The sequence below is a fragment of the Phytopseudomonas daroniae genome (assembly GCF_004327275.1).
Taxonomy (GTDB): Bacteria; Pseudomonadota; Gammaproteobacteria; order Pseudomonadales; family Pseudomonadaceae; genus Aquipseudomonas; species Aquipseudomonas daroniae.
Window position 1 is genome coordinate 30,845 of the sequence record NZ_QJUJ01000010.1, and the last position, 20,281, is coordinate 51,125.

General features: G+C 58.0%; 17 protein-coding genes and 2 pseudogenes. 11 read left to right on the forward strand and 8 right to left on the reverse strand.

The window, feature by feature from the left end; all coding sequences use genetic code 11:
• The first annotated feature begins 13 nt into the window (after positions 1 to 13).
• Genes DNK10_RS20430 through DNK10_RS20450 form a run of 5 tightly spaced genes read left to right on the forward strand, consistent with a single transcriptional unit; the run spans position 14 to position 4,379 of the window.
• Entirely contained in the window at positions 14 to 676 is a 663-nt protein-coding gene (locus tag DNK10_RS20430; RefSeq protein WP_131192831.1) for an amino acid ABC transporter permease, read from the forward strand.
• Between the two features lie 7 nt (positions 677 to 683).
• Complete coding sequence (locus DNK10_RS20435; RefSeq protein ID WP_131192832.1) at positions 684 to 1,370, forward strand: amino acid ABC transporter permease; 687 nt, start codon at positions 684 to 686, stop codon at positions 1,368 to 1,370.
• Positions 1,371 to 1,390: 20 nt separating this feature from the next.
• Positions 1,391 to 2,893 (forward strand): argininosuccinate lyase, encoded by a 1,503-nt coding sequence (gene argH / locus DNK10_RS20440; RefSeq protein ID WP_131192833.1) that lies wholly within the window; start codon positions 1,391 to 1,393, stop codon positions 2,891 to 2,893.
• Positions 2,890 to 3,618, forward strand: a complete 729-nt coding sequence (locus DNK10_RS20445) for an amino acid ABC transporter ATP-binding protein (protein ID WP_131192834.1) — start codon at positions 2,890 to 2,892, stop codon at positions 3,616 to 3,618. The genes argH and DNK10_RS20445 overlap by 4 nt, the downstream gene beginning before the upstream one ends.
• Positions 3,615 to 4,379, forward strand: a complete 765-nt coding sequence (locus tag DNK10_RS20450) for an amino acid ABC transporter ATP-binding protein (RefSeq protein WP_425273874.1) — start codon at positions 3,615 to 3,617, stop codon at positions 4,377 to 4,379. Before DNK10_RS20445 ends, DNK10_RS20450 begins: the two co-directional genes overlap by 4 nt.
• Positions 4,380 to 4,493: 114 nt before the next feature.
• On the opposite strand, the gene ycaC is transcribed toward DNK10_RS20450, so the two are convergent.
• Complete coding sequence (ycaC, locus tag DNK10_RS20455; RefSeq protein ID WP_131192836.1) at positions 4,494 to 5,120, reverse strand: isochorismate family cysteine hydrolase YcaC; 627 nt, start codon at positions 5,118 to 5,120, stop codon at positions 4,494 to 4,496.
• A 76-nt stretch (positions 5,121 to 5,196) separates the two neighbouring features.
• Positions 5,197 to 6,063: a pirin family protein gene (locus DNK10_RS20460; RefSeq protein WP_131181816.1), complete on the reverse strand. Its 867-nt coding sequence runs from the start codon at positions 6,061 to 6,063 to the stop codon at positions 5,197 to 5,199.
• A 123-nt stretch (positions 6,064 to 6,186) separates the two neighbouring features.
• Between DNK10_RS20460 and DNK10_RS20465 the strand changes: the two genes are divergently transcribed.
• From DNK10_RS20465 to DNK10_RS20490, 6 genes are all read left to right on the forward strand, one after another.
• Complete coding sequence (locus tag DNK10_RS20465) at positions 6,187 to 7,089, forward strand: LysR family transcriptional regulator (RefSeq protein ID WP_131181815.1); 903 nt, start codon at positions 6,187 to 6,189, stop codon at positions 7,087 to 7,089.
• A gap of 198 nt (positions 7,090 to 7,287) precedes the next feature.
• A complete protein-coding gene (locus DNK10_RS20470) occupies positions 7,288 to 7,878 on the forward strand; it encodes a TetR/AcrR family transcriptional regulator (RefSeq protein WP_131181814.1) in 591 nt (196 codons plus the stop codon).
• Positions 7,875 to 8,345: a PaaI family thioesterase gene (locus DNK10_RS20475; RefSeq protein WP_131181813.1), complete on the forward strand. Its 471-nt coding sequence runs from the start codon at positions 7,875 to 7,877 to the stop codon at positions 8,343 to 8,345. Before DNK10_RS20470 ends, DNK10_RS20475 begins: the two co-directional genes overlap by 4 nt.
• Before the next feature lie 38 nt (positions 8,346 to 8,383).
• Entirely contained in the window at positions 8,384 to 9,667 is a 1,284-nt protein-coding gene (fabF, locus tag DNK10_RS20480; protein WP_131181812.1) for a beta-ketoacyl-ACP synthase II, read from the forward strand.
• 139 nt (positions 9,668 to 9,806) lie between these two features.
• Entirely contained in the window at positions 9,807 to 10,511 is a 705-nt protein-coding gene (locus tag DNK10_RS20485) for an SDR family oxidoreductase (RefSeq protein ID WP_131181811.1), read from the forward strand.
• Between the two features lie 10 nt (positions 10,512 to 10,521).
• On the forward strand, positions 10,522 to 11,796 hold the full coding sequence (locus DNK10_RS20490; RefSeq protein WP_131181810.1) for a multidrug effflux MFS transporter: 1,275 nt from the start codon (positions 10,522 to 10,524) through the stop codon (positions 11,794 to 11,796).
• A 320-nt stretch (positions 11,797 to 12,116) separates the two neighbouring features.
• On the opposite strand, the pseudogene DNK10_RS20495 reads toward DNK10_RS20490, so the two are convergent.
• The 6 genes and pseudogenes from DNK10_RS20495 to DNK10_RS20520 all read right to left on the reverse strand — a co-directional run.
• Positions 12,117 to 14,197, reverse strand: a pseudogene (locus DNK10_RS20495) (TonB-dependent siderophore receptor).
• Between the two features lie 527 nt (positions 14,198 to 14,724).
• Positions 14,725 to 14,925, reverse strand: coding sequence for a transcriptional regulator (locus DNK10_RS20500; RefSeq protein WP_131181809.1), 201 nt, complete (start codon positions 14,923 to 14,925; stop codon positions 14,725 to 14,727).
• A 476-nt stretch (positions 14,926 to 15,401) separates the two neighbouring features.
• The gene (locus DNK10_RS20505; RefSeq protein WP_165493680.1) at positions 15,402 to 16,097 is read right to left on the reverse strand and encodes a DUF2290 domain-containing protein; all 696 of its coding nucleotides are present in this window, start codon (positions 16,095 to 16,097) and stop codon (positions 15,402 to 15,404) included.
• Positions 16,097 to 18,214 carry a DEAD/DEAH box helicase gene (locus DNK10_RS20510; RefSeq protein WP_131181807.1) on the reverse strand — a complete coding sequence of 706 codons (2,118 nt, stop codon included), beginning with the start codon at positions 18,212 to 18,214 and terminating at the stop codon, positions 16,097 to 16,099. The genes DNK10_RS20505 and DNK10_RS20510 overlap by 1 nt, the downstream gene beginning before the upstream one ends.
• Positions 18,215 to 18,295: 81 nt before the next feature.
• On the reverse strand, positions 18,296 to 18,505 hold the full coding sequence (locus tag DNK10_RS20515; protein ID WP_131181806.1) for a hypothetical protein: 210 nt from the start codon (positions 18,503 to 18,505) through the stop codon (positions 18,296 to 18,298).
• Positions 18,506 to 18,857: 352 nt separating this feature from the next.
• A pseudogene (locus DNK10_RS20520) lies at positions 18,858 to 20,027 on the reverse strand (tyrosine-type recombinase/integrase); the annotation flags it as partial.
• Positions 20,028 to 20,281: the final 254 nt, after the last annotated feature.

Below are 20,281 nucleotides of genomic sequence, written 5' to 3' on the forward strand. Positions count from 1 at the left end.
TCGGCGGTTTCCCATGAGTTTCGATTTCGACTATCTGCTCATGCAGTGGCCAGCCCTGCTCGAAGGGTTATGGATGACCCTGCAGGTTTCCGCGCTGAGCATCGTGCTGTCCCTGCTGGTCGGCGTACTGGGCGCCGGTATCCGGCTGTTCAGGCTGCCGCTGTTGTCACAGCTGGTCGCGCTCTACGTCGAGCTGATCCGCAACACGCCGATCCTAGTACAGCTGTTCTTCATCTTCTACGGCCTGCCCGCGGTTGGCATGAAGCTGTCGCTGTACTGGTCGGGCGTGCTGTGCCTGTCGCTATGGGCAGGGGCCTATCAGATCGAGAACCTGCGCGGTGGCCTGGCGACCATCGACAAGGGGCTGCGTGAAGCCGGCATGGCGCTGAATCTGCAATCACGACAGTTCTTCCGTTTGATCGCCATCCCCATCGCCTTTCGCATCAGCCTGCCGGCCATGCTCAACACGGCCATCTCGCTGCTGAAGAACTCGGCGTACCTGCAGACCATCGGCCTGGCCGAGCTGACCTTCGTAGCGGTGGATCGCATCGCCACGGATTTCCGCGCCATCGAGATGTTCACCGCCATCTGCGTGATCTACCTCGCCCTGGTAGCCGTGCTGGCCCTGCTCGCGGGGCGCCTGGAAGCCCGCTTGCAACGTCCTTTCCAACAATGAGGTGGTCATGGAATTCGTGATCGAGAACTGGGGCTTCATCTCCAAGGGCCTGCTCATGACCCTGAAACTGGCGCTGGTGATCCTGTTGTTCACCACCCTGATTTCAGTGTCGCTCGGCACCCTGGCGACCCTGCAAAGCCGCCCGCTACGCTGGCTGATCCACGCTTACGTCGAGCTGTTTCGCTCGATCCCGCTGATCGTCAACGTGTTCTTCATTTTTTTCGGTGCGCCGCTGCTCGGCATCGATCTGAGCCCGTTCGCGGCGGTCACTCTCGGCCTGACCCTATGGGGCAGCGCCAACGGCATCGAGATCGTCCGTGGCGGCCTGCTCTCGGTACCCCGGCACCAGTGGAAAAGCGCCTGGGCGCTGGGCCTGCGCCCCTGGCACATCTATGTGTACATCGTCGTGCCGCAATCGCTCAAGGCGATTTTGCCAGCCTACACAGGCCTGCTGACGCTGCTGGTTCAGGCCACCTCATTGGGGGCTCTGGTCGGCGTCGGCGAATTCCTCAAGGTCGGCCAGATCATCGTCGAACGCAGCACCATGATGGGCGGAGAGAACCCCGCCTTCACCGTCTACAGCGTGGTGCTGCTCGTTTACTTCGTCATCTGCAGCGCGCTGACCTGGCTTAGCCGCTACCTCGAACGCCGCCTGGGCCGCACCGCGTCCCGGATCACCCAACCTCAGCCCTGATGCTCAGAAGGCCTATTCCCATGCTCGAATCCAAAGTCAGCCGTCGACTCAAGGAACCCACCGCAGCGCAAGTCTGCGAGCTCATCTACACCCCGCGTCTCGCCGGTTTCGCCGAGGGGTTCGGCTATCTTGGCGACGTCAATAAAGCGCATATCGTCATGCTCGCCGAATGCAATCTTATCGATCCTGCGGTGGCCGTCGCCCTGGCCCGCGGCGTGCTCGAGATGGAGCGGGTCGGCCCCCAGGCCGTGCCCCTGGATCCGCTGCGCGAAGATGCCTATTTCAACTACGAAGCGCACCTGATCGAACAGGTTGGCACCGACGTTGGCGGGCGGCTGCACATCGGTCGCAGTCGCAACGATCTGCTCGCGACCCTGGATCGCCTGCGCGGTCGTGACGTGCTGATGAACCTGCTCGATGCTCTTTACACCGTCCGCCAGAGCGCACTGGACGGCGCTGCGCAGCATGCCGAGGCGATCATGCCGGGCTACACCCATTTGCAGCCAGCACAGCCGATCACCTACGGCTTTTATCTGTCTGGCGTGGCACAAGCACTGGAACGCGACTGCAAACGTCTGGCAGCCACACTGGACAGCATGAACCAAAGCCCCATGGGCGCCGCGGCCTTCGCAGGTACGCCCTTTGCCATCGACCGTGCTCGTACTGCCGAATTGCTGGGCTTCGACGGTTTTCTGGAAAACACTCTGGATGCCGTCGGCTCGCGGGACTTCGCTCTGGAGAGCATGGCGCAGATGACCCTGCTGGCGGTGTTCTGGAGCCGTGTGGCGCAGGACTTCTTCGTCTGGTCGACCCACGAGTTCGCCCTCGTCGACTTCCCGGACAGCGTCGCCGGTACCTCCAGCATCATGCCGCAGAAGAAGAACCCGGTGGTACTCGAGTATCTCAAGGGCCGCACCGGCCAGGTACTCGGTTCTCTGGTCGCCTCGGCGGTCAGCATCAAGGGCAGCAACTTTACCCATACCGGCGACGGCAACCGAGAAAGCATGCGCGGCTTCTGGGAGTCGGCGCAGGAATGCCAGCAGTGCCTGACCCTGCTGGATCTGGTACTGCGTACCGCACGCCCCAACCTGGAGGCGGGGCTGCGCAAAGCTACGGAAGACTTTTCCACCGCAACCGGCCTGGCCGATCTGATGGTCAGCTCGGCCAACCTGTCCTTCCGCGAGGCTCACCATGTGGTCGGTGCCGTGGTGCGCCAGGCCATGGACAATGGCCTGCCTGCCAATCGCATCGACAACGCCATGGTCGAGCAGGCCGCCCAGGAGCAACTCGGCCGCTCTCTCGGCCTGGACGAGCAACAGGTTCGCCAGGCCCTGGATCCGATAACCAACGTCAACTCACGTAGTCTGCCCGGGGGCCCGGCAACCGGCGCAGTGCAGCAACAGATCGACGCGGCACGCATCCGTCTGGAGAAGGAACGCAGCGTCCAGGCCAATCGCCGTCAACGCCAGATCCAGGCGAAACAATCCCTGCAGGCGGCCACCGAGAGGCTCGCGCAGTCATGAGCACTCTGATGACAGTACGTGGCCTGCGCAAACGCTTCGGCGACAGCGAAGTCATCAGGGGTGTCGACCTGGACATCCACGAGGGCGAGGTGGTGGTCGTGATCGGCCCCAGCGGCTCGGGCAAATCCACCCTGATCCGCTGCCTCAACAACCTCGAACCGGCAACGTCTGGAGAGATCGTGCTGACTGGCGCGCGCAGCAGCCGTGAATCCAATGCCCGCCTGCGTGACGAGGTCGGCATGGTGTTCCAGGACTACACGCTGTTCCCGCACCTGAGCATCCTGCGCAACATGACCCTGGCACCGATGAAACTCCGCGGCCTATCGCGTGCCGATGCCGAAGCCCAGGCGATGAAGCTGCTCGAACGGGTCGGCCTGGCGCACAAGGCACAGGCATGTCCTGGCGAATTGTCCGGCGGCCAGCAGCAGCGCGTGGCCATCGTCAGGGCGCTGGCCATGCAGCCCAGGCTGATGCTGTTCGACGAGCCGACCTCGGCGCTCGATCCGGAAACCGTCAACGAAGTATTGCTGGTGATGAAAGAGCTCGCCGCCGAAGGCATGACCATGGTGGTGGTGACCCATGAGATGGGCTTTGCCAGGGAAGTAGCCGACCGGGTGATCGTCTTCGACGGCGGGCAAATCGTCGAGTGCGCGCCCCCCGCTCAACTGTTTGCCGCACCTCGCGAGGCGCGCACCCAACAGTTTCTCGCCCACGTCCTGAAGTGACCCAAGACAGCGGATATCCCATGCCAGACACGCCCATCATCCAGATCGACGACCTGAACAAGTGGTACGGCCCCTTCCATGTCCTCAAGGATGTGAATCTGCAGGTTGCCGCCGGAGAACGGCTGGTGATCTGCGGCCCCAGTGGCTCGGGCAAATCGACACTGATACGTTGCATCAATGCCCTGGAGCCTTTCCAGCGTGGCCGCCTCGAGGTGGCGAGCATTGCTCTGGATGCCACCACGAAAACCATTACCCGCGTGCGCGAGCAGGTGGGCATGGTGTTTCAGAACTTTCACCTTTTCCCGCACCTGAGCATCGCCGAGAACTGCGCCCTGGCGCCCGTTCACGTGCTCGGCCTGGATAAGCGCAAGGCCCGTGAGCGAGCCATGCAACAGTTGGAGAAACTGCGTATCGCCGACAAGGCCGACCGTTATCCGGCCCAGCTTTCCGGCGGCCAACAACAACGCGCCGCCATCGCCCGCGCGCTGTGCCTGGAACCGAAGATCATGCTGTTCGACGAACCCACTTCAGCACTCGACCCGGAGATGGTCGGCGAAGTGCTCGATTCCATGGTGGCGCTGGCCGAGTCGGGCATGACCATGCTGGTGGTCACCCACGAGATGGGCTTCGCCCGCCAGGTCGCCGATCGTGTGGTATTCATGGATGGTGGTGCGATTGTGGAAAGCGCCGTCCCCGAACACTTTTTCGCGCATGCGCAGAGCGAACGGGCACGGCAATTTCTGTCGAAGATCATTCACTGAGGGTGGGGTACCGTCCTGCCCCGACACGGGCAGGACGCCCCCGGCCAGATGGTCGGGATTTTCCTGTCAGCGGGCGGGATCGATCATGCCCGCTCCCTCATCGACAGGCCTCGTTCATTTCCCCTGGGTCAGCACGGTGTGGCTGGTGATCAGGTTGCGGTAGTCGGGGATGTGATTGGAGAACAGGGTGCCCAGCCCCTCCACATCGTTGCGCCAATCACGGTGCAGCTCGCAGGCCGCACCGAACCAGCTCATCAGCTGTACACCGGCCTGCGACATACGATCCCACGCCGCATTACGGGTGATCTCGTTGAAAGTGCCGGAGGCATCGGTGATCACGAATACCTCGAAGCCTTCCTCGATGGCGGACAGTGCCGGGAAGGCCACGCACACCTCGGTCACCACGCCGGCGATGATGAGCTGCTTCTTGCCGGTGGCTTTCACCGCCTTGACGAAATCCTCGTTGTCCCAGGCGTTGATATTGCCGGGCCGGGCGATATAGGGCGCGTCGGGGAACTGGCTCTTCAATTCCGCAACCAGCGGGCCGTTCGGGCCTTCCTCGAAACTGGTGGTGAGGATGGTCGGCAGCTTGAAATAGCTGGCGATGTCGGCCAGCGCCAGCACACTGTTCTTGAACTTGTCGGGATCGATGTCGCGCACCAGGGACAGCAGGCCGGTCTGATGATCCACCAGCAGCACGGCGGCATCGTTCTTGTCGAGTCGAACATAGGGTTTGCTCATGGTGTGTCTCCTTCGGGTTGCAGGATTGCCCGGGATGGGCGCAAAAGGAGGCTCCGGATACCGGGGCCTCCCAGACTCAGTTCGCCATATGGCCGAAGCGGCCGCCGCTGAAGTCGGCCATGGCCTGGCGGATTTCGGCCTCGCTGTTCATCACGAACGGGCCGTAGCCCACCACGGGCTCGTCGATCGGCTCGCCGGACAGCCACAGTACGGTTGCATCGCTGCTGGCCTCGATCTCCACGCCGCTGCCGGCGCGGTCGAGATGCACCAGTTGCCCTTCACCGGCGACAACGTTGCCGTTGATCAGCAGCGTGCCGTGCAGCACCACCAGCGCCAGCGTATGGCCGTCCTGCGCCTCGAAGCGACCGATGCTGCCCTGGCCGAGGCGCACGTCCCACACGTCCATCGGCGTGAAAGTGCGCGCCGGGCCGCGATGGCCGTCGAACTCGCCGGCGATCACCCGCACCCGGCCCGCGCCGTCAGGCAGGTTCACCGACGGGATCTGCGCATCCAGCAGGGTCTGGTAGCCCGGCTCGGCCATCTTGTCCTTGGCGGGCAGGTTGACCCAGAGCTGCACCATCTCGATGGTGCCACCGCGTTCGGTGAAAGCCCGCGAATGGAATTCCTCGTGCAGGATGCCGCCGCCGGCGGTCATCCACTGCACGTCGCCGGGGCCGATCAGCCCGCCGGCACCGGTGGAATCCTTATGCTCCAGCTCGCCTTGGTAGACGATGGTTACGGTCTCGAAACCGCGGTGCGGATGCTGGCCGACGCCACGCGGGCGTGCGGCCGGCTCGAAGTGCGTGGGCGCCGCATGGTCGAGCAGCAGGAACGGGCTCAGGTGCTTGCCGAGGCCGTCATAGCCGAACAGCGAGCGCACCGGAAAGCCATCCCCTACCCAATGCGGACGGGGGGCGCTGTAGACACCGAGGATCTTCTTCATGCCGATCTCCTGCGTGTGCCGCGGCGGGATGCGTTGGCGATGAAGAGAGCATAGAAGTAGGACGATGAGCCCGGTAGTCGCTATTATTTGACCTCAGAGTCCTATTGAATGAACGATGCAGCCATGCGAGACCTGAACGACCTCTACTACTACGTGCAGGTGGTGGATCACGGCGGCTTCGCCCCGGCCGGGCGCGCGCTGGGCATGCCCAAGTCCAAGCTGAGCCGGCGCATCGCCCTGCTCGAAGAGCGCCTGGGCACACGCCTGATCCAACGCTCCACGCGGCGCTTCGCGGTCACTGACAGCGGCCTGACCTACTACGACCACTGCAAGGCCATGCTGGTGGAAGCCGACGCCGCCGACGAGGCCATCGCACTGACCCATGCCGAGCCCTGCGGCACCGTGCGCATGACCTGCCCGGTGGCGCTGCTCGATACGCGCATCGCCGACATGCTGGCGGCGTTCATGGTCGCGTACCCGCGCGTGCAGATCCATCTGGAGGAAACCAACCGGCGCGTGGACGTGGTGGGCGAAGGCATCGACATTGCCATCCGCGTGCGGCCGCCGCCGATCGAAGACAGCGATCTGGTAATGCGCGTGCTCGCCGATCGCAGGCAGTGTCTGGTGGCTTGTCCGCAGTTGCTGAAAGACGGCATTCCCAGCGTGCCTGCCGACCTGGCGGGTCTGCCGAGCATGGATCTGGGCCTGCCCCAGCACGAGCATGTGTGGAACCTGATCGGCCCCGACGGTACGCAGGCCGCCATCCGCCACCAGCCCCGCCTGATTACCCGCGGCATGTTCGCACTGCGCACGGCTGCGGTCGCTGGCGTGGGCGTCGTGCAACTGCCTTCGATGATGGTGCGCGAACAGATCGCGCGCGGCGAACTGGTGCATGTGATTCCGGGCTGGGCGCCGCGGCACGAAATCATTCACGCCGTGTTCGCTTCGCGCCGGGGGCTGTTGCCGTCGATCCGGGCGCTGGTGGATTTTCTGGCGGAACGCTTTCGGGAGTTGGATGAAGACTGAGCTGCCCGGGTGGTTGTCGGCATCCCGTTCGCTCGATACGGCGCAGCCTGCAGGAATCGAGGCGCGCTCATCCGCTGTCGGCGGCTGACGCCTCAGTCGCACTCCGGAACCTGGGCCAGGGTCATTCCGCCGCATCTAGCGCGTCGTTGACGCTCGTCGAATCTTTATATTATGCTCATCATATAAAGAGGAACCCCCATGCGATACAGCACAGATCAAAAGCAAATTACCCGCGATCGGGTACTGAAAGCGGCGGCGAGGCAACTGCGCGAACGTGGCCCGGGGCGCATAGCGCTCGCGAGCGTCATGTCGGATGCCGGCCTGACCCACGGGGGCTTCTACGCCCACTTCGAGTCCAAGGATGATTTCCTGCGTGCCACGGTCGAGCAAATGTTCGCCGACAGTCCGTTCGCCATGTTGCGCGACGAGGGTCAGCCCCCGCGCGAAGCGTTGGCGAGGTTCGTGAACTTCTACCTCTCGCCCGATCATCGGGACACCCGCGAAGGGGGATGCCCACTGCCCTTTCTTACGGCAGATGCGTCGAGGCTTCCAGCAGATATTCAGGAGCGCCTGGCGGGAGGAGCAAGCACGCTGACGAGGCATATCGCACAGCATCTTGCGACACTCGGTCACCTTGATGCTGAAAGCGAGGCGTCGTCATGCGTGGCTGAAATCATCGGTGCGATGGTTCTTGCGCGCGCCGAGCCAAACCGATCGCGCTCGGACGCCATTCTTACCCGAAGTCGATTGGCGATCTTGCGTCGGCTCACATTGGAGGCATGCCAATGAATCTCGTTGACAACATCGCCCCCGGCCTTTCCGGGCTTGAAACCGTACAGGCGTTGATTGCTGCCGGAGGCCGACCGCCAATCGGCGATTCGCTCGACTTCACCCTTGTTGAAGCGGGCGATGGATGGGCCGTTTTCACCGGTACGCCCGGCATACACGCCTACAACCCGATCGGCACAGTCCATGGGGGATATGCCGCAACGCTACTCGATTCCGCGTGTGGGTGCGCCGTTCATTCCAAGCTGTCAGCGAATCAAGCCTACACGACCCTGGAACTGAAGGTCTCATATCTCCGCCCGATTACGACTGACACCGGCCCCCTTCGGGCGGAAGGTCGCGTCATATCCGTCGGCCGTCGTGCCGCCTTTGCCGAGGCGATGCTGAAGGACGCCAATGGGCGCATCTACGCAAGCGCGACCTCGACCTTGCTGGTAATGGAACGCCCCCCGAAACCGGCGCTCGGCTGAGCCAGTACCTTGCATTGAACTGAAAGAGGAAGTCCCCGATGGTCAAGCAAAGCAAGCGTATCGTCGTGACAGGCGTCGGCATCGTCGGACCGCTGGGGTGTGGCACCGAGGAGGTATGGCGCAGATTGCTTGCCGGGCAGTCGGGAATCCGATCGTTGTCCGCCGAATTGACCGATGGCGTACCCTGCACCGTGGGTGGGCAGGTTCCTTCGCTGGCCGAAGACCCGGTTGCCGGCTTTGATCCCGAACTGGCGGCAGCGGCCAAGGATCGCAAGAAAATGGATCGCTTCATCGAGTTCTCGCTTGTAGCGGCTCAGGAAGCGCTGACGCAAGCGGGGTGGACGCCCCAGGATGCCGAGCAGCAACAGCGAACCGCCACGATCATTGCAACCGGCATCGGTGGTTTTGGTGCGATTGCAGAGGCAGTGCGCATCACCGATGACCGAGGGCCGCGCCGTTTGTCGCCCTTCACCGTGCCATCCTTTCTGGCCAACCTCGCGGCGGGGCATGTCTCGATACGCCATGGCTTCAAAGGCCCCATCGGCACTCCAGTGACGGCCTGTGCCGCCAGCGTTCAGGCGATTGGCGATGCAGCGCGGCTGATCCGCTCCGGCGAAGCGGATGTCGCCTTGTGCGGCGGTTCCGAAGCGGCCATCCATCGCGCCAGCCTTGGCGGTTTTGCCGCCGCGCGGGCGCTGGCGACCCGCTTCAATGATCGACCGGAACAGGCGTCGCGTCCTTTCGACCAGGAGCGCGATGGCTTTGTCATGGGCGAAGGCGCAGGCTTGCTGGTGATCGAGTCGTTGGAGCATGCGCTGGCAAGGGGCGCGCATCCCCTCGCCGAATTGGTCGGCTATGGCACGAGCGCCGACGCCTATCATTTGACTGCAGGCCCCGAGGATGGCGATGGTGCCCGCCGATCCATGGAGCAAGCCTTGCGGCAGGCGGGGCTCTCTCCGAGCCAGATCCAGCACATCAATGCGCATGCGACCTCGACATCGGTGGGCGACAAGGGCGAACTGGCGGCTATTCGGGCAGTGTTCGGAACCACGTCGTGTCCAACGATCACCTCGACCAAATCGTCGACCGGCCATCTACTGGGCGCCGCTGGTGGCATCGAGGCCATTTTCACGGTACTTGCCCTGCGCGATCAGGTCGTTCCGCCCACACTGAACCTGACCACACCCGACGCGTTGGCCGAAGGACTCGATCTGGTTGGCCCCAGCGCACGGCAGATGCCCATCGAATACGCGCTCTCCAATGGCTTCGGCTTTGGCGGGGTCAATGCCAGCGTGATTTTTCGTCGCTGGGGACAGGCATGAATACGTTGCTTGTCACCTCACGGTACCCATAAGGCGAACACTCCGGCCGGGGCGTCATTGGCATGACCGGCTTTTCTTACGGCCTTTTATATTACAACCGTCATATAAACGAAGAGCGCTCAGAGCAGAAGGATGTCCCATGAAACTCGAAGGTTCTGTTGTCCTGGTCACCGGGGCCAATCGTGGTCTCGGTCTTGAATTCTCCAAACAACTGCTGGCACGCGGTACCGCGAAGGTCTACGCCGCGGCACGCAATCCGGCCTCCGTCACGCTTCCCGGCGTGGTGCCGATCCAGTTGGACGTGACCAAGCCCGAAGAGGTCGCGGAAGCTGCGCGCGTCTGTGGTGATGTCACCGTGCTGATCAACAACGCAGGCATCGCCCGGCTGGGCGGATTCCTCACCGAGGATGCCGATGCGCTGCTACGCGAACAACTGGATACCAACCTCTTCGGCGTGCTGAACACCAGCAGAGCATTCGCCAGCACCCTGGGTCGTAACGGTGGCGGTGCGCTGGTGAACATTCTCTCCATCGTGAGCTGGATCAACACACCGGCAATCGCCGCCTATAGCGTCTCCAAAGCAGCGGCTTGGTCGTTGACCAATGGCCTGCGCCACGAGCTGCGTGCCCAGGGCACCCAGGTTCTGGGCTTCCATGGTGGCTTCATCGACACCGATCTGGTGCGGGCCTTCGACGTGCCCAAGGCCACGCCCGAAGACGTCGTACGCCGCACGCTGGATGCGCTGGAAGCCGGCAAGGAAGAAGTCGCCGTCGATGAACCGTCGCACCAGGTCAAACAGGGCCTGTCGCACGGCGTCTACCTCACTGACATCCTTGCCGGCTAAAGAGACGCCCATGACCAGACCAACCACGGAACGAACAGACCTGCAGGCAGTGCCGGGCAGCGCGGCGCTCGACACGGATCTCCTGCCGGTGCCACGTCGCCTGACAGGTTCGTTGCTCTTCCTGCTGGCCGGCCTGGCTGCGCTCGGGGCACTGTCGACCAACATCATCCTGCCCGCTTTCCCGGACATGGGCAGCGACCTGGGCGTGTCGACCAAGGATCTCGGCGTCACGCTCAGCAGCTTCTTCATCGCGTTCGCGGTGGGCCAGCTCCTGGCAGGGCCGCTGTCCGATCGCTTCGGCAGGCGGTGGCTGGTGCTGGGCGGGCTGGCCGTGTTCCTGGCCGGCAGCACGCTGTGTGCGCTGGCGACGAACTTGCCCTGGCTGGTTGCCGGCCGCGTCGTACAGGCCCTGGGCGTGTGCGCGGCCTCCGTGCTGTCACGCGCCATCGCGCGCGATCTCTTCGAGGGCGAAGCGCTCGCGCGAACTCTGGCACTCATCATGGTGGCGATGGCAGCGGCGCCGGGCTTCTCGCCGCTGCTCGGCGGCGCGTTGAATCACCTGTTCGGCTGGCGCGGCGCCTTCGTGCTGGTCGGCATGCTGGGGCTGGTGCTCGCAGTGCACTACGTGATCGGCACAGGCGAGACCCATCCGGCAGATCGACGCGCAGCGATCTCGGCCGCGGCCATCGTGAAGGGCTACGCCCGGCTGCTCGTCGATCCCCGCTTCATCGTACCGGCGGCGTCGGTCAGCCTCATCCTTGGCGGGCTCTACACCGTCTTCGCGACGGCACCGGCCATCCTGATGGATGGCCTGGGTTTCTCGTCGCTGGATCTTGGGCTGTTCTTCGCCACGACCGTGTTCGTGGTATTCGCCGCCGGCCTGCTCGCGCCACGGCTGGCCCATCGCTGGGGAGCACGGCCGGTCATGCTCGCAGGTGTCGCCCTCGCACTCACTGGCGGCGCTCTACTGCTGACCGGATCGCAGACCGTCACGATGTTCAGCGTGTCGCTGGCGGTGTTCCTGCTTGGCATGGGCATGGTGAATCCACTCGGCACCGCGATCACCCTGCAGCCGTTCGGCCATCAGGCGGGTACGGCCTCGGCTCTGCTCGGCTTCCTCCAGATGGGCAGCGCGGCGCTGGCCATCAGCATCGCCAGCAGCCTCGATCTGCCTGCCTACACCGCGCTGGGCGCCGTTCTGGCGGGCTGCACGGCACTGTCCCTGATCGTTTTCGCAACCGGCATGCGCCAGCCACCCGCGCCACCCGCGCCTGCGGCGCCGTAGACGCAGGCATCGCGTGAAGAAAACACCGCTATAGCCACCCTCCCCCGGCTCCATCGTCACCGTCGCGGCAACGCGCATACCGCCGGGACGCCTCCTTGGCGATTGGCGCCGGGATCAGCCACTTCGCTCGGCACGCATGTCATCCGCGCAGCGCTTAATCAATCCGGCTTGCCGGATGACCGCGTGGACGAAGTGCTGATGGTTTGCGTCCCGCAACGACCCTTGAGACGGTAATCGCAGCAAAAGGCGACGGTATCGGCGAACAGCAACTATGGAGAATCACCTGTGCGGCAAGAAACAGCACAGGTGATGACACCGGCTTACCAGTTGTAACTCACCTTGGCAGTGACTTCGCGACCCGAGTTGTAGTAGTTCGCGGTACCGCGACCGACCACATGCTGCTCGTCGAACAGGTTGCTGACGTTGATGGCTAGGTCTGTGCCCTTGACGATCTGGTAGTTGAACGCGGCATCGAACAGCGTGGTGCCATCGCTCTCGCCAGTATCGTTGAGATCGTTGAAATGGTAGGCCCCAACATAACGGGCACCCAAACCGACACTAACATCCGTTCTAGGCACGCTGTAATAAGTCCAGAGCGAGGCCGAATGCTTGGGAGCGGTAACGAGCTTGTTACCCTTGATCGATACGGCATCATAGCTCGCCCCATTCCATACTTGCAGCGCACCACGAAGAACCTCGGTGTCCATATAGGTGTAACCACCAACTAGGGTCAGGTTCTCGGTCAGCTCAGCTTTGGCTTCCAGATCGAGGCCACGCACGCGCTGCTCGCCCACGGTCTGCTGCTCGATATTGCCATTCGGCTGCACAACCGCCGTGGCGACATCTTCCTGAGTCAACTCATAGATGGCGGCAGAGAACAGCGCATTCATCGCCATTGGCGAATACTTCACGCCCACTTCGTACTGTATGCCGCGCTCCGGGGTGGTGCCGATCTCTGGCACGGAGACGGACTCCACCATGCTGACGTAGGTGGAAACCTCATCGTTAACGATATAAGTCAGCGCCCCCCGGTAAGAGGTCTCTGAGAAGCTGTCGCTGTCGTCAAACTCAGGGACAACGTTGAAGTTGTTGAATCCCTTACTGGACAAATCCATGGAGTCGTTACGCACACCGGCAGTGACGATAAAACGCTCGTAGAACGACAGGTTCTGCTGCAGGAATACCGATTTGCTGGTGTAGTCCTGTTTCCTGGAAAGATAGGGCAAAAGTCCTGACGCAACACCCGTGTACACGGGATTGGTAACGCTGATGGGATCTATTCCCTGATATATAGCGCTTTCGTCGGTCGACGAGTCGCCGTACTCCACGCCGACCGTAGTGCTGCTGTCGATATTCCCAAAACGGGCGTCGTACTGCAGCATCAGATTGCCGTTGAGCTGCTCGGCCTCATTGTCTGCACCCAGAACAGCACGGCCCAGCATGTCTCCGGTACGGACTCCAGTCAGATAGGCAAAACCATAATCATCGTGTAATTCGCTGTAACGCAAGTTGCTACGTAGCACAAAGCCATTGTCGAAGTCGTGGCTGAGGCTGCCACTGATATTGGTGCGTTCGACATCGTGGAAGTTGTAGCCGGGCTCGCCGAAGAACTCATCACGGTCATATTCCCTGTCCATAGGGTAACCGCCACTGTTCGGCGTGCTCTTGGTCTTAAGATGATCGACGACCAGAGTTGCCGAGGTAAAGGCAGTCGGTGCCCAAGTCAGGCCACCCATGACGAACTGATTATCGTCACGAGAATGGTCGTACTCACGATCGCTGTCCTGGAACTTGCCGGTGAAACGATACGCCAGGGTCTGATCCGCGTTCAACGAGTCACCAACATCGATGCCGGTTTCCTTGTGATTGAAGGAGCCGTAAGAGCCGTAAACCTGACCGAATTTTCGAAGCGCGGCTTCTTGGTCACGAAGTTCACCGAACCACCCGGGTCGGCCGGGCCGAACAGCGTGGAGTTGGCACCACGCAACACCTCGACACGCTCATAAGCGAATGAATCTTCACGCACGCCGCGCATCGAGCCCAGGGTCAGGCCGTCGCGATAAGTCGTGGCGTTGAAGCCTCGAATCTGGAAGTAATCGTTGCGATCATCGGTGCTGTAGTAGTCGGCAATGACGCCCGGCGTGTATTTCAGAACTTCTTCAGTGGTGCTGGCACTGCGCTGCTCTATTTCCTTCTGCGTGATCACGGAAACGGAAGCAGGCGTATTGAGGATGCTGGTGGCGACCTTACCGCCAACCCAGAGCTCCTGAGCGACCACCGAGTTCGCATCATCACTGGCCGCGACCTGGGAATTGACGATGATCGGCGCGAGGCGGTAGGTCTCCTCCTCATTGGCGCTGCCTGCTTCTTGGGCATTCGCGCCCAGGGGAGTAGCAACCATTGGGGCGCAGAACAGGACGGCAACAGCGGTGCGTTGCCTTGATACACGTGTGTTGATAAACCCGGTTTTATTATCAGCCATGCTCAAGATCCTTGATGATTCAGTTTCAGCCGCTAGAGCCCTATGAATTTCTATTGTGACGAAGCCATACGTTTTTTCGGCGGGAACTATAATTCTAAAATCATCTCATAACGATAAATATTCGCATCTGCAACCTCGAAAACCTCACATAAACACCGAACTGCCGTCCCACTGCAGCGATGCACGGCCACGACCTCGCCCTCTAGTGCCGAACGTGCCACGGAAAAACGCTGCCTGGCGATGCCGAGCGCAGTTGAAAAATGCCAGGCGCAGAATAGAAAAAGCCCGCAATTACGCGGGCTTCAGAGTGTTTCTTGCTAGTTGGCGCCGGTCAGTGCCGGACGTCCAATCATTCCACTCTATTATTTTCTACAAAAAATATATAAGCAATATCAATAAATTACAGAATAAAGCATCACCAATACCATGAAAAATGCCATTTTTTGCTATGAAGGCGGTAGCACGCGCTCCACCTCGACAGAGCTCCCCCCGCTGCCCTGCCCGACCACCTTGGTCAGCTGCCGCAATAAGATAGCAAGCTCGGCCGGGTCGCCGTTACGGCGCACTTCGGCCAACAGTTCAGCGGCGTAGACCGGATCAGCATAGAGCTGTTCGGCCATTGCCTCGTCGTGTGGACGGCCTTTCATCTGGTGCCATCCTCTATGTTGAAGGTGGAGTAGAGGGTGACGCGATCGCACCAAGAAGCGCCGCGACTTCGGATGCCATTTGTTCCCTTCCCCATTAGCGGCCACATAGATTTAAGTCGTATAGAAAATTAAGAGTGGACTCAAGTATAGCTTAGAGGAGATTACACAAGCTGACGTGCCGCAAACCGTGCATATAGCGAGCGCAACCGGAAATTAACAGAGCTAGCTCTTGTTCCTTTTTTGCACCGACTCAAGGAGCGACCAATGGCATTGGTTCACAAGCTTTTTCGCTGCTAGCGAAAAATCGCCAACAGTCATCCATAACGCTGGCGTAGCTAGTATCTCACTATATTGGGGGAAGCACGTTTTGTTTGACTATGAGTCACCACTTACATGCTTGATTATCTTGGACAGATGAGCGTTCTCTCGTGCAGCAACTTTTTAGTGCTACACGAAAGAGCGAAGGCAGCACTTTGTTATCGAAAATGTAATCTGCGAGCCTCGGTTTCTTGGAAGAAATCATCGTCCAACTGAGAACAAGATGCAAGTTCGCGAATGTATTCCTCCTCAAAGTAATTTTCTATTTTACTTTCTTTTTCGTACTCACCCTTCTCCTTCCAAGTCAAGGAATGATAGAGGAATATTATTTTCAGAAAAAAGGCAAATGGGGAAAGCACTCTATTTACAGGCCATCTGTTTTCAGCTTTAAACCCGATATGAAAGTGGGCAGCCGGATGATATTTAGCGCAGTACTGATTCGTTGAAAGATCGTATCTTATAATTGGGATATCGAACGTCATATTCCCCTCGCTTATTAGCTGTTCAAACTCCTGCAAAGTAATATCACCATTTGCAAGCATGCTTTCCGCTGTTTGACGGTCATTCTGATATTCAATAAAGGAATAGGGGTTTGGATAATATGCTAGACGAATATCCTCTCGCTCGGTGGTTTCTGTGAATTGGAAAAATGAGTGATCCTTAAGCATTAAGTTAAAGTCTTGATTTTTCGCACCGACATCATAAACCTGACTATAACTACTGGACTGCCTTGCTGCTCTCTTGAAGTCCGATGAAGCTTTTAGTGAGCTGATGGGGCCGCATTGCAGAGCGATACCAGCTTCATAGGCAAAATCTACAGTTCTTCTCACACTTCTATCGAAGGCTGCACTCATCATTCTCCCTTCCCAAACGCCAGGTTCAATTCCATTTGAATCTCTTCCTCAGTGAAACCTTGATCGCGTAGTTCGCCTACCATTTGATGAAGCTTGTATATTTCTGAACTTTTACTATCGAGATCACGCTGAATTGTTTCAATCTCTTCGATGTTTGGCACTTCGAATATCAAGCTTGGAGCGTTATGGAGGCTTTGCTCAATCTCACGAAAGAAATAATTAGCCTTTTCACCCCACCCGCTAACCCGCAACCAAGCTTTGGTTCTCGTGAATGCGGTGAATAACTTGTTTCTTCCACTTCTGTGGTTTTTGTATTGATATATTGCATCTATACCAGCTGCGAAAACTAGGGGGGCTTCGTTACCCTTCGCTCTATGTACAGTAGAAAGTGTCACCATATCATCAAGAGTAAAAGGTGGTGCCGCAGAAATTGAGGTTAGGAGATTATTCGATCTTATTCCGTTCTGTGCCAGCGCACGAGAGATTTTAGCAAAGTATGTTCTCGCATTTAAATCATCCAATGAAATCACGAGAATATCATGGGGCTTTAAGCCTTCTGCCAGAGCTGCGGAAATTCCCTCTGTAATCCACAAGCACTCTTCATCTATTGAATCCGCACCATATAGCTTCACCAAGTCATTCTTGCTTTGTTGGTGATAAATCGATAAAGGGCTATTTTCTCGGCTTCGCGTAATTTTAACCTGCGTACCAGCGGTCAATGATCCCGATTCAACTGTATAGCCGACGTCCTCCCAGTGCTCTTCGTTTTCAAGCATCTGAACGGGCTTCTCCGAATAAAGCCCAAAGCCTACAGCGTGAGCCGTCACCAAGATTTCCAGCGGGTTTCGATAGCATTTGTAAAGCACAAGGTCATTACTTTGACCATAGCTTAGATTCGCCTTAAACCTCCTAAGATCAATTTTTGGGCTTCCGTCACTCGCATTACCAAACAATTCTTCAGGTGTACGCTGGTAGACATTGAATATTGACTGTAAGTCGTCATATGCCCAGACAATATTTTTATCACTTCCCGCGTCCCCTTTCGCGAGCTGATAGCATATTTTAAAAAAGTCATTGGGCAAGTCTTGTGCTTCGTCGATCAAAATATAATCATATTTCTGCTTTAATTTTCGCTCTTCAAGCTTCTCGCAAATAAAGCTAAATGGATCATTAGGGTTGTTGCTTTTTGCCACTTGAAACGCAATTGGTGTCAGCGAATTCTCCATGCATGCGTTGAAATACACTCCGTCGATTTTTCGCCCACCCCAAGCATGTAGAATGTCAATTTTCTCCCAATTAGGCTCGTCTCCGGCGAAGTGCCTATAGAATCGAGCAATCGATTCCTTGATCAACTCGTATAGACTTTTTGTGTAAAAAGTAAATAATATTTTTTTGTCAGGGTGCTGCAAGTGAATGTGCGCAGCTTTCATTGCTAGGACTACAGTTTTCCCTGATCCAGCAAGACCCCGAATGCGCTGAGGACCATTAATTAGACTAATCGCAATCTTTCTTTGGTCGATGTCGAAATTTGATATTTCTTTTTCCAACTCAATTAAAATATTTAGCTTTGTAGATGGGTCATCCGACACCTTGATCCTTCGGGAGGGTTTTGAAAGAGCTTTAGAGCCCTCAATTATCGCCCGGGCCTCGTCAAATATTTCATTACTTAGCGGAGAATCGTCGTGGCATAATTCGTCAAGATATACTTCTATCCCATTGATTGACGTTATCGTTTCATTTTCTAGATCTTCACTATCAAATTGCTCGGCACAAAAAATAGCGCTCTCAAATTGAACATGCAGCTCTTTTTTGCTTTTCCTCAGTAACTTGCTTTTCCGGATAGCAGAGTCAATAAAACTAAAGATCTGACTCAGATTTTCGTCATCGGTCTCAGCGTTAGATTTGCTAGATGTCTGGATTAGAACCAAGCCATGAACTTTAGACAAAATCAAAATCTTAGACTTTATTGTTTCATGCTCATAGTCCTTGAATACCGGAAATCCGTAGTACACTACTGCATCATCAAGCTTTAGGTCATTGGATCTGGCGGTGAGATATGTAAGTATTTCATTGTCTAAACCGTGAGGCGACACTTCGGTTGCAATAATTTTTTCCAATTTTTTATCCTTTTTCAAGAAGGGGAAGCATTTATTTATAGATCAAACAACCGCTTTTAACCAAACAATCCGTTCATAAACTCAACCTTTCTCCTTGGCGTCCTGGCGAATGCCGTTAGTCAGTTGCTCGACTAGATTAAGAGCTTCAGTCACAGCCTCACGTTTGATCACTAATCGCTGCCCAGACTTATACCGTATGTCGGCGGTTTCCTGGATGTAATCATCATCAACTACACCCTGCGTATGAGCGAGCAGATGACGCTGTTGGAAGGCCTTTGTCAGGTATTCCATCTCGACTCTCGTAAGATGCTTATCGTAACCTCCCCCTGTCGCGGCAGCCCAAAGAGCTGACCCTTCGGTAAGATTCTGAAATGCGTTGCGCCGAATCTTGGTTGTCGGGGCTACGCGCGCGTGGAGCGCTTCTGCAATCCTCTGGAATGCCGTCACCACGTTCTGTAAAGCGCTCTCAACGATCAGACGGCACGTGTTCTCAGCAGTATCTGCATCTGCAATGGCGGCTCTGATGGCGTCAACGGCTGCAAGCGACTGCCGGATGCCCTGGGCTGTGAGATCGAAGACAAGTTCCGCAGCGTTTGCCCCGCAAGACGGACAGAAATACGCCGCACCGACAACGGCATACCAACATCATGTCTGCCCAGTCCTGCAACATGGCTCGACGCTGATCGCGGTATTCAGCCTTGTTATAAACCGCCCTGACGCCCTTCTGCTCATGCGCAAGGCACTTCTCGATCCAGTCGTTGTTATAGCCTGCCTCATGCAATAGCGTGCTGGCCGTGCGCCTCAGGTCATGCGGGCCAAACTTGCCTAGTGATTTGCCTTCCTTCTGCGCAAGCCGATACGTCAGCGTCAGCACCTGATTGATCGTAGCAGCACTCATCGGTTGATCGGAATCGTATCGAGACGGGAACACGTAGTCCGAACCGCCTGCAAAGGTCTTCAGTGCAATGAAGAAATCCAGGGCCTGGTTCGACAGGAACACCAAATGGGGATTACGGCGCTTCATGCGCTCCTTGGGGATCGTCCATAGCGCCTCGGTGAAGTTGATTTCGCTCCACGTAGCATTGGTCAGCTCACTCTTACGCACCATGGTGAGTAGCAGCAACTTGGCCGCAGCGCGTACAGACGATGCCGTGCCGATTCGATCCATGTACTGATACATCAGCGCGATCTCGTCGGGCAGCAACGCGCGATCCCGCGGCTCGAATTTGGCGATGCTTGCCGGGCGCACCAAATCAGCAGGGTTCTCTACCTTCTGACCGCTCTCGATGGCCCAGCGGTAGACCTGCAATACGATTTCTCAGGAATGCACTGCCGTCGCCGGTGCGTTTCTCGCCACGATGGCATCGGTCAGGCTACGCAGGTCTTCGTGGGTGATTTCAGAGAGTTTCTGACTACCGAATTTCGGCTTCAACTCGCGCTCGTAAACTGAGCGGCGCATGTCGCGGGTCGAGTCGGCCATCTGATAACCGCGCAGCCACTTTTCGGCCCAAGCGTCGAAGGTCTCCGCCCCTTTGGTACGAGCCTTGTCCCTGGCCTTCTCCTTCGCTGGCGACTTACCTGCGGCAATCATCCTCTTCGCTTCGCCCAAGCGCTCTCGTGCCTCTGCCAGCGTGATTCCGCCGACACCGTAGCGGCCGAAGGTAATGGTCTCCTGCCTGCCATGGATCGAGTAGTTGTAGCGGAACGAGATTAAGCCTGCGGGTGTGACCGCTACGTACAGGCCATCCCGGTCGTTGGCTTTGTACAGCTTCTCTTGCGGCTTGAGGTTGCGCAGCTTGGTATCGGTCAGCATCGCCCCGGCAAATCTCCATGTAAAAATACCATGATGAAAAACATCGACCCAAAATGGCTAAAACCCTTAGAAATCAATGCTTAGATCAAAATCGATACCATGAGCTCAGCTTGACCATCATCATGGTACCGAGCGCAGCACATGGTATTTCCTCTCGATACTACCATCATCTGTGCCATGTAAAAGAGCTGCTTGGCGCTGCCAAACCCTGCCAGAAAATGCCAGACGCAAAATGCAAGAAGCCCGCAATTACG

What these genes read in the sequence shown, in the direction of transcription:
- DNK10_RS20430 (WP_131192831.1), top strand. Translation starts at nt 14, where the DNA reads ATGAGTTTCGATTTCGACTATCTGCTCATGCAGTGGCCAGCCCTGCTC.
- DNK10_RS20435 (WP_131192832.1), top strand. Translation starts at nt 684, where the DNA reads ATGGAATTCGTGATCGAGAACTGGGGCTTCATCTCCAAGGGCCTGCTC.
- argH (WP_131192833.1), top strand. Translation starts at nt 1,391, where the DNA reads ATGCTCGAATCCAAAGTCAGCCGTCGACTCAAGGAACCCACCGCAGCG.
- DNK10_RS20445 (WP_131192834.1), top strand. Translation starts at nt 2,890, where the DNA reads ATGAGCACTCTGATGACAGTACGTGGCCTGCGCAAACGCTTCGGCGAC.
- ycaC (WP_131192836.1), bottom strand. Translation starts at nt 5,120, where the DNA reads ATGAGCAAACCCTATGTTCGACTCGACAAGAACGATGCCGCCGTGCTG.
- DNK10_RS20460 (WP_131181816.1), bottom strand. Translation starts at nt 6,063, where the DNA reads ATGAAGAAGATCCTCGGTGTCTACAGCGCCCCCCGTCCGCATTGGGTA.
- DNK10_RS20465 (WP_131181815.1), top strand. Translation starts at nt 6,187, where the DNA reads ATGCGAGACCTGAACGACCTCTACTACTACGTGCAGGTGGTGGATCAC.
- DNK10_RS20470 (WP_131181814.1), top strand. Translation starts at nt 7,288, where the DNA reads ATGCGATACAGCACAGATCAAAAGCAAATTACCCGCGATCGGGTACTG.
- DNK10_RS20475 (WP_131181813.1), top strand. Translation starts at nt 7,875, where the DNA reads ATGAATCTCGTTGACAACATCGCCCCCGGCCTTTCCGGGCTTGAAACC.
- fabF (WP_131181812.1), top strand. Translation starts at nt 8,384, where the DNA reads ATGGTCAAGCAAAGCAAGCGTATCGTCGTGACAGGCGTCGGCATCGTC.
- DNK10_RS20485 (WP_131181811.1), top strand. Translation starts at nt 9,807, where the DNA reads ATGAAACTCGAAGGTTCTGTTGTCCTGGTCACCGGGGCCAATCGTGGT.
- DNK10_RS20490 (WP_131181810.1), top strand. Translation starts at nt 10,522, where the DNA reads ATGACCAGACCAACCACGGAACGAACAGACCTGCAGGCAGTGCCGGGC.
- DNK10_RS20500 (WP_131181809.1), bottom strand. Translation starts at nt 14,925, where the DNA reads ATGAAAGGCCGTCCACACGACGAGGCAATGGCCGAACAGCTCTATGCT.
- DNK10_RS20505 (WP_165493680.1), bottom strand. Translation starts at nt 16,097, where the DNA reads ATGAGTGCAGCCTTCGATAGAAGTGTGAGAAGAACTGTAGATTTTGCC.
- DNK10_RS20515 (WP_131181806.1), bottom strand. Translation starts at nt 18,505, where the DNA reads ATGGAATACCTGACAAAGGCCTTCCAACAGCGTCATCTGCTCGCTCAT.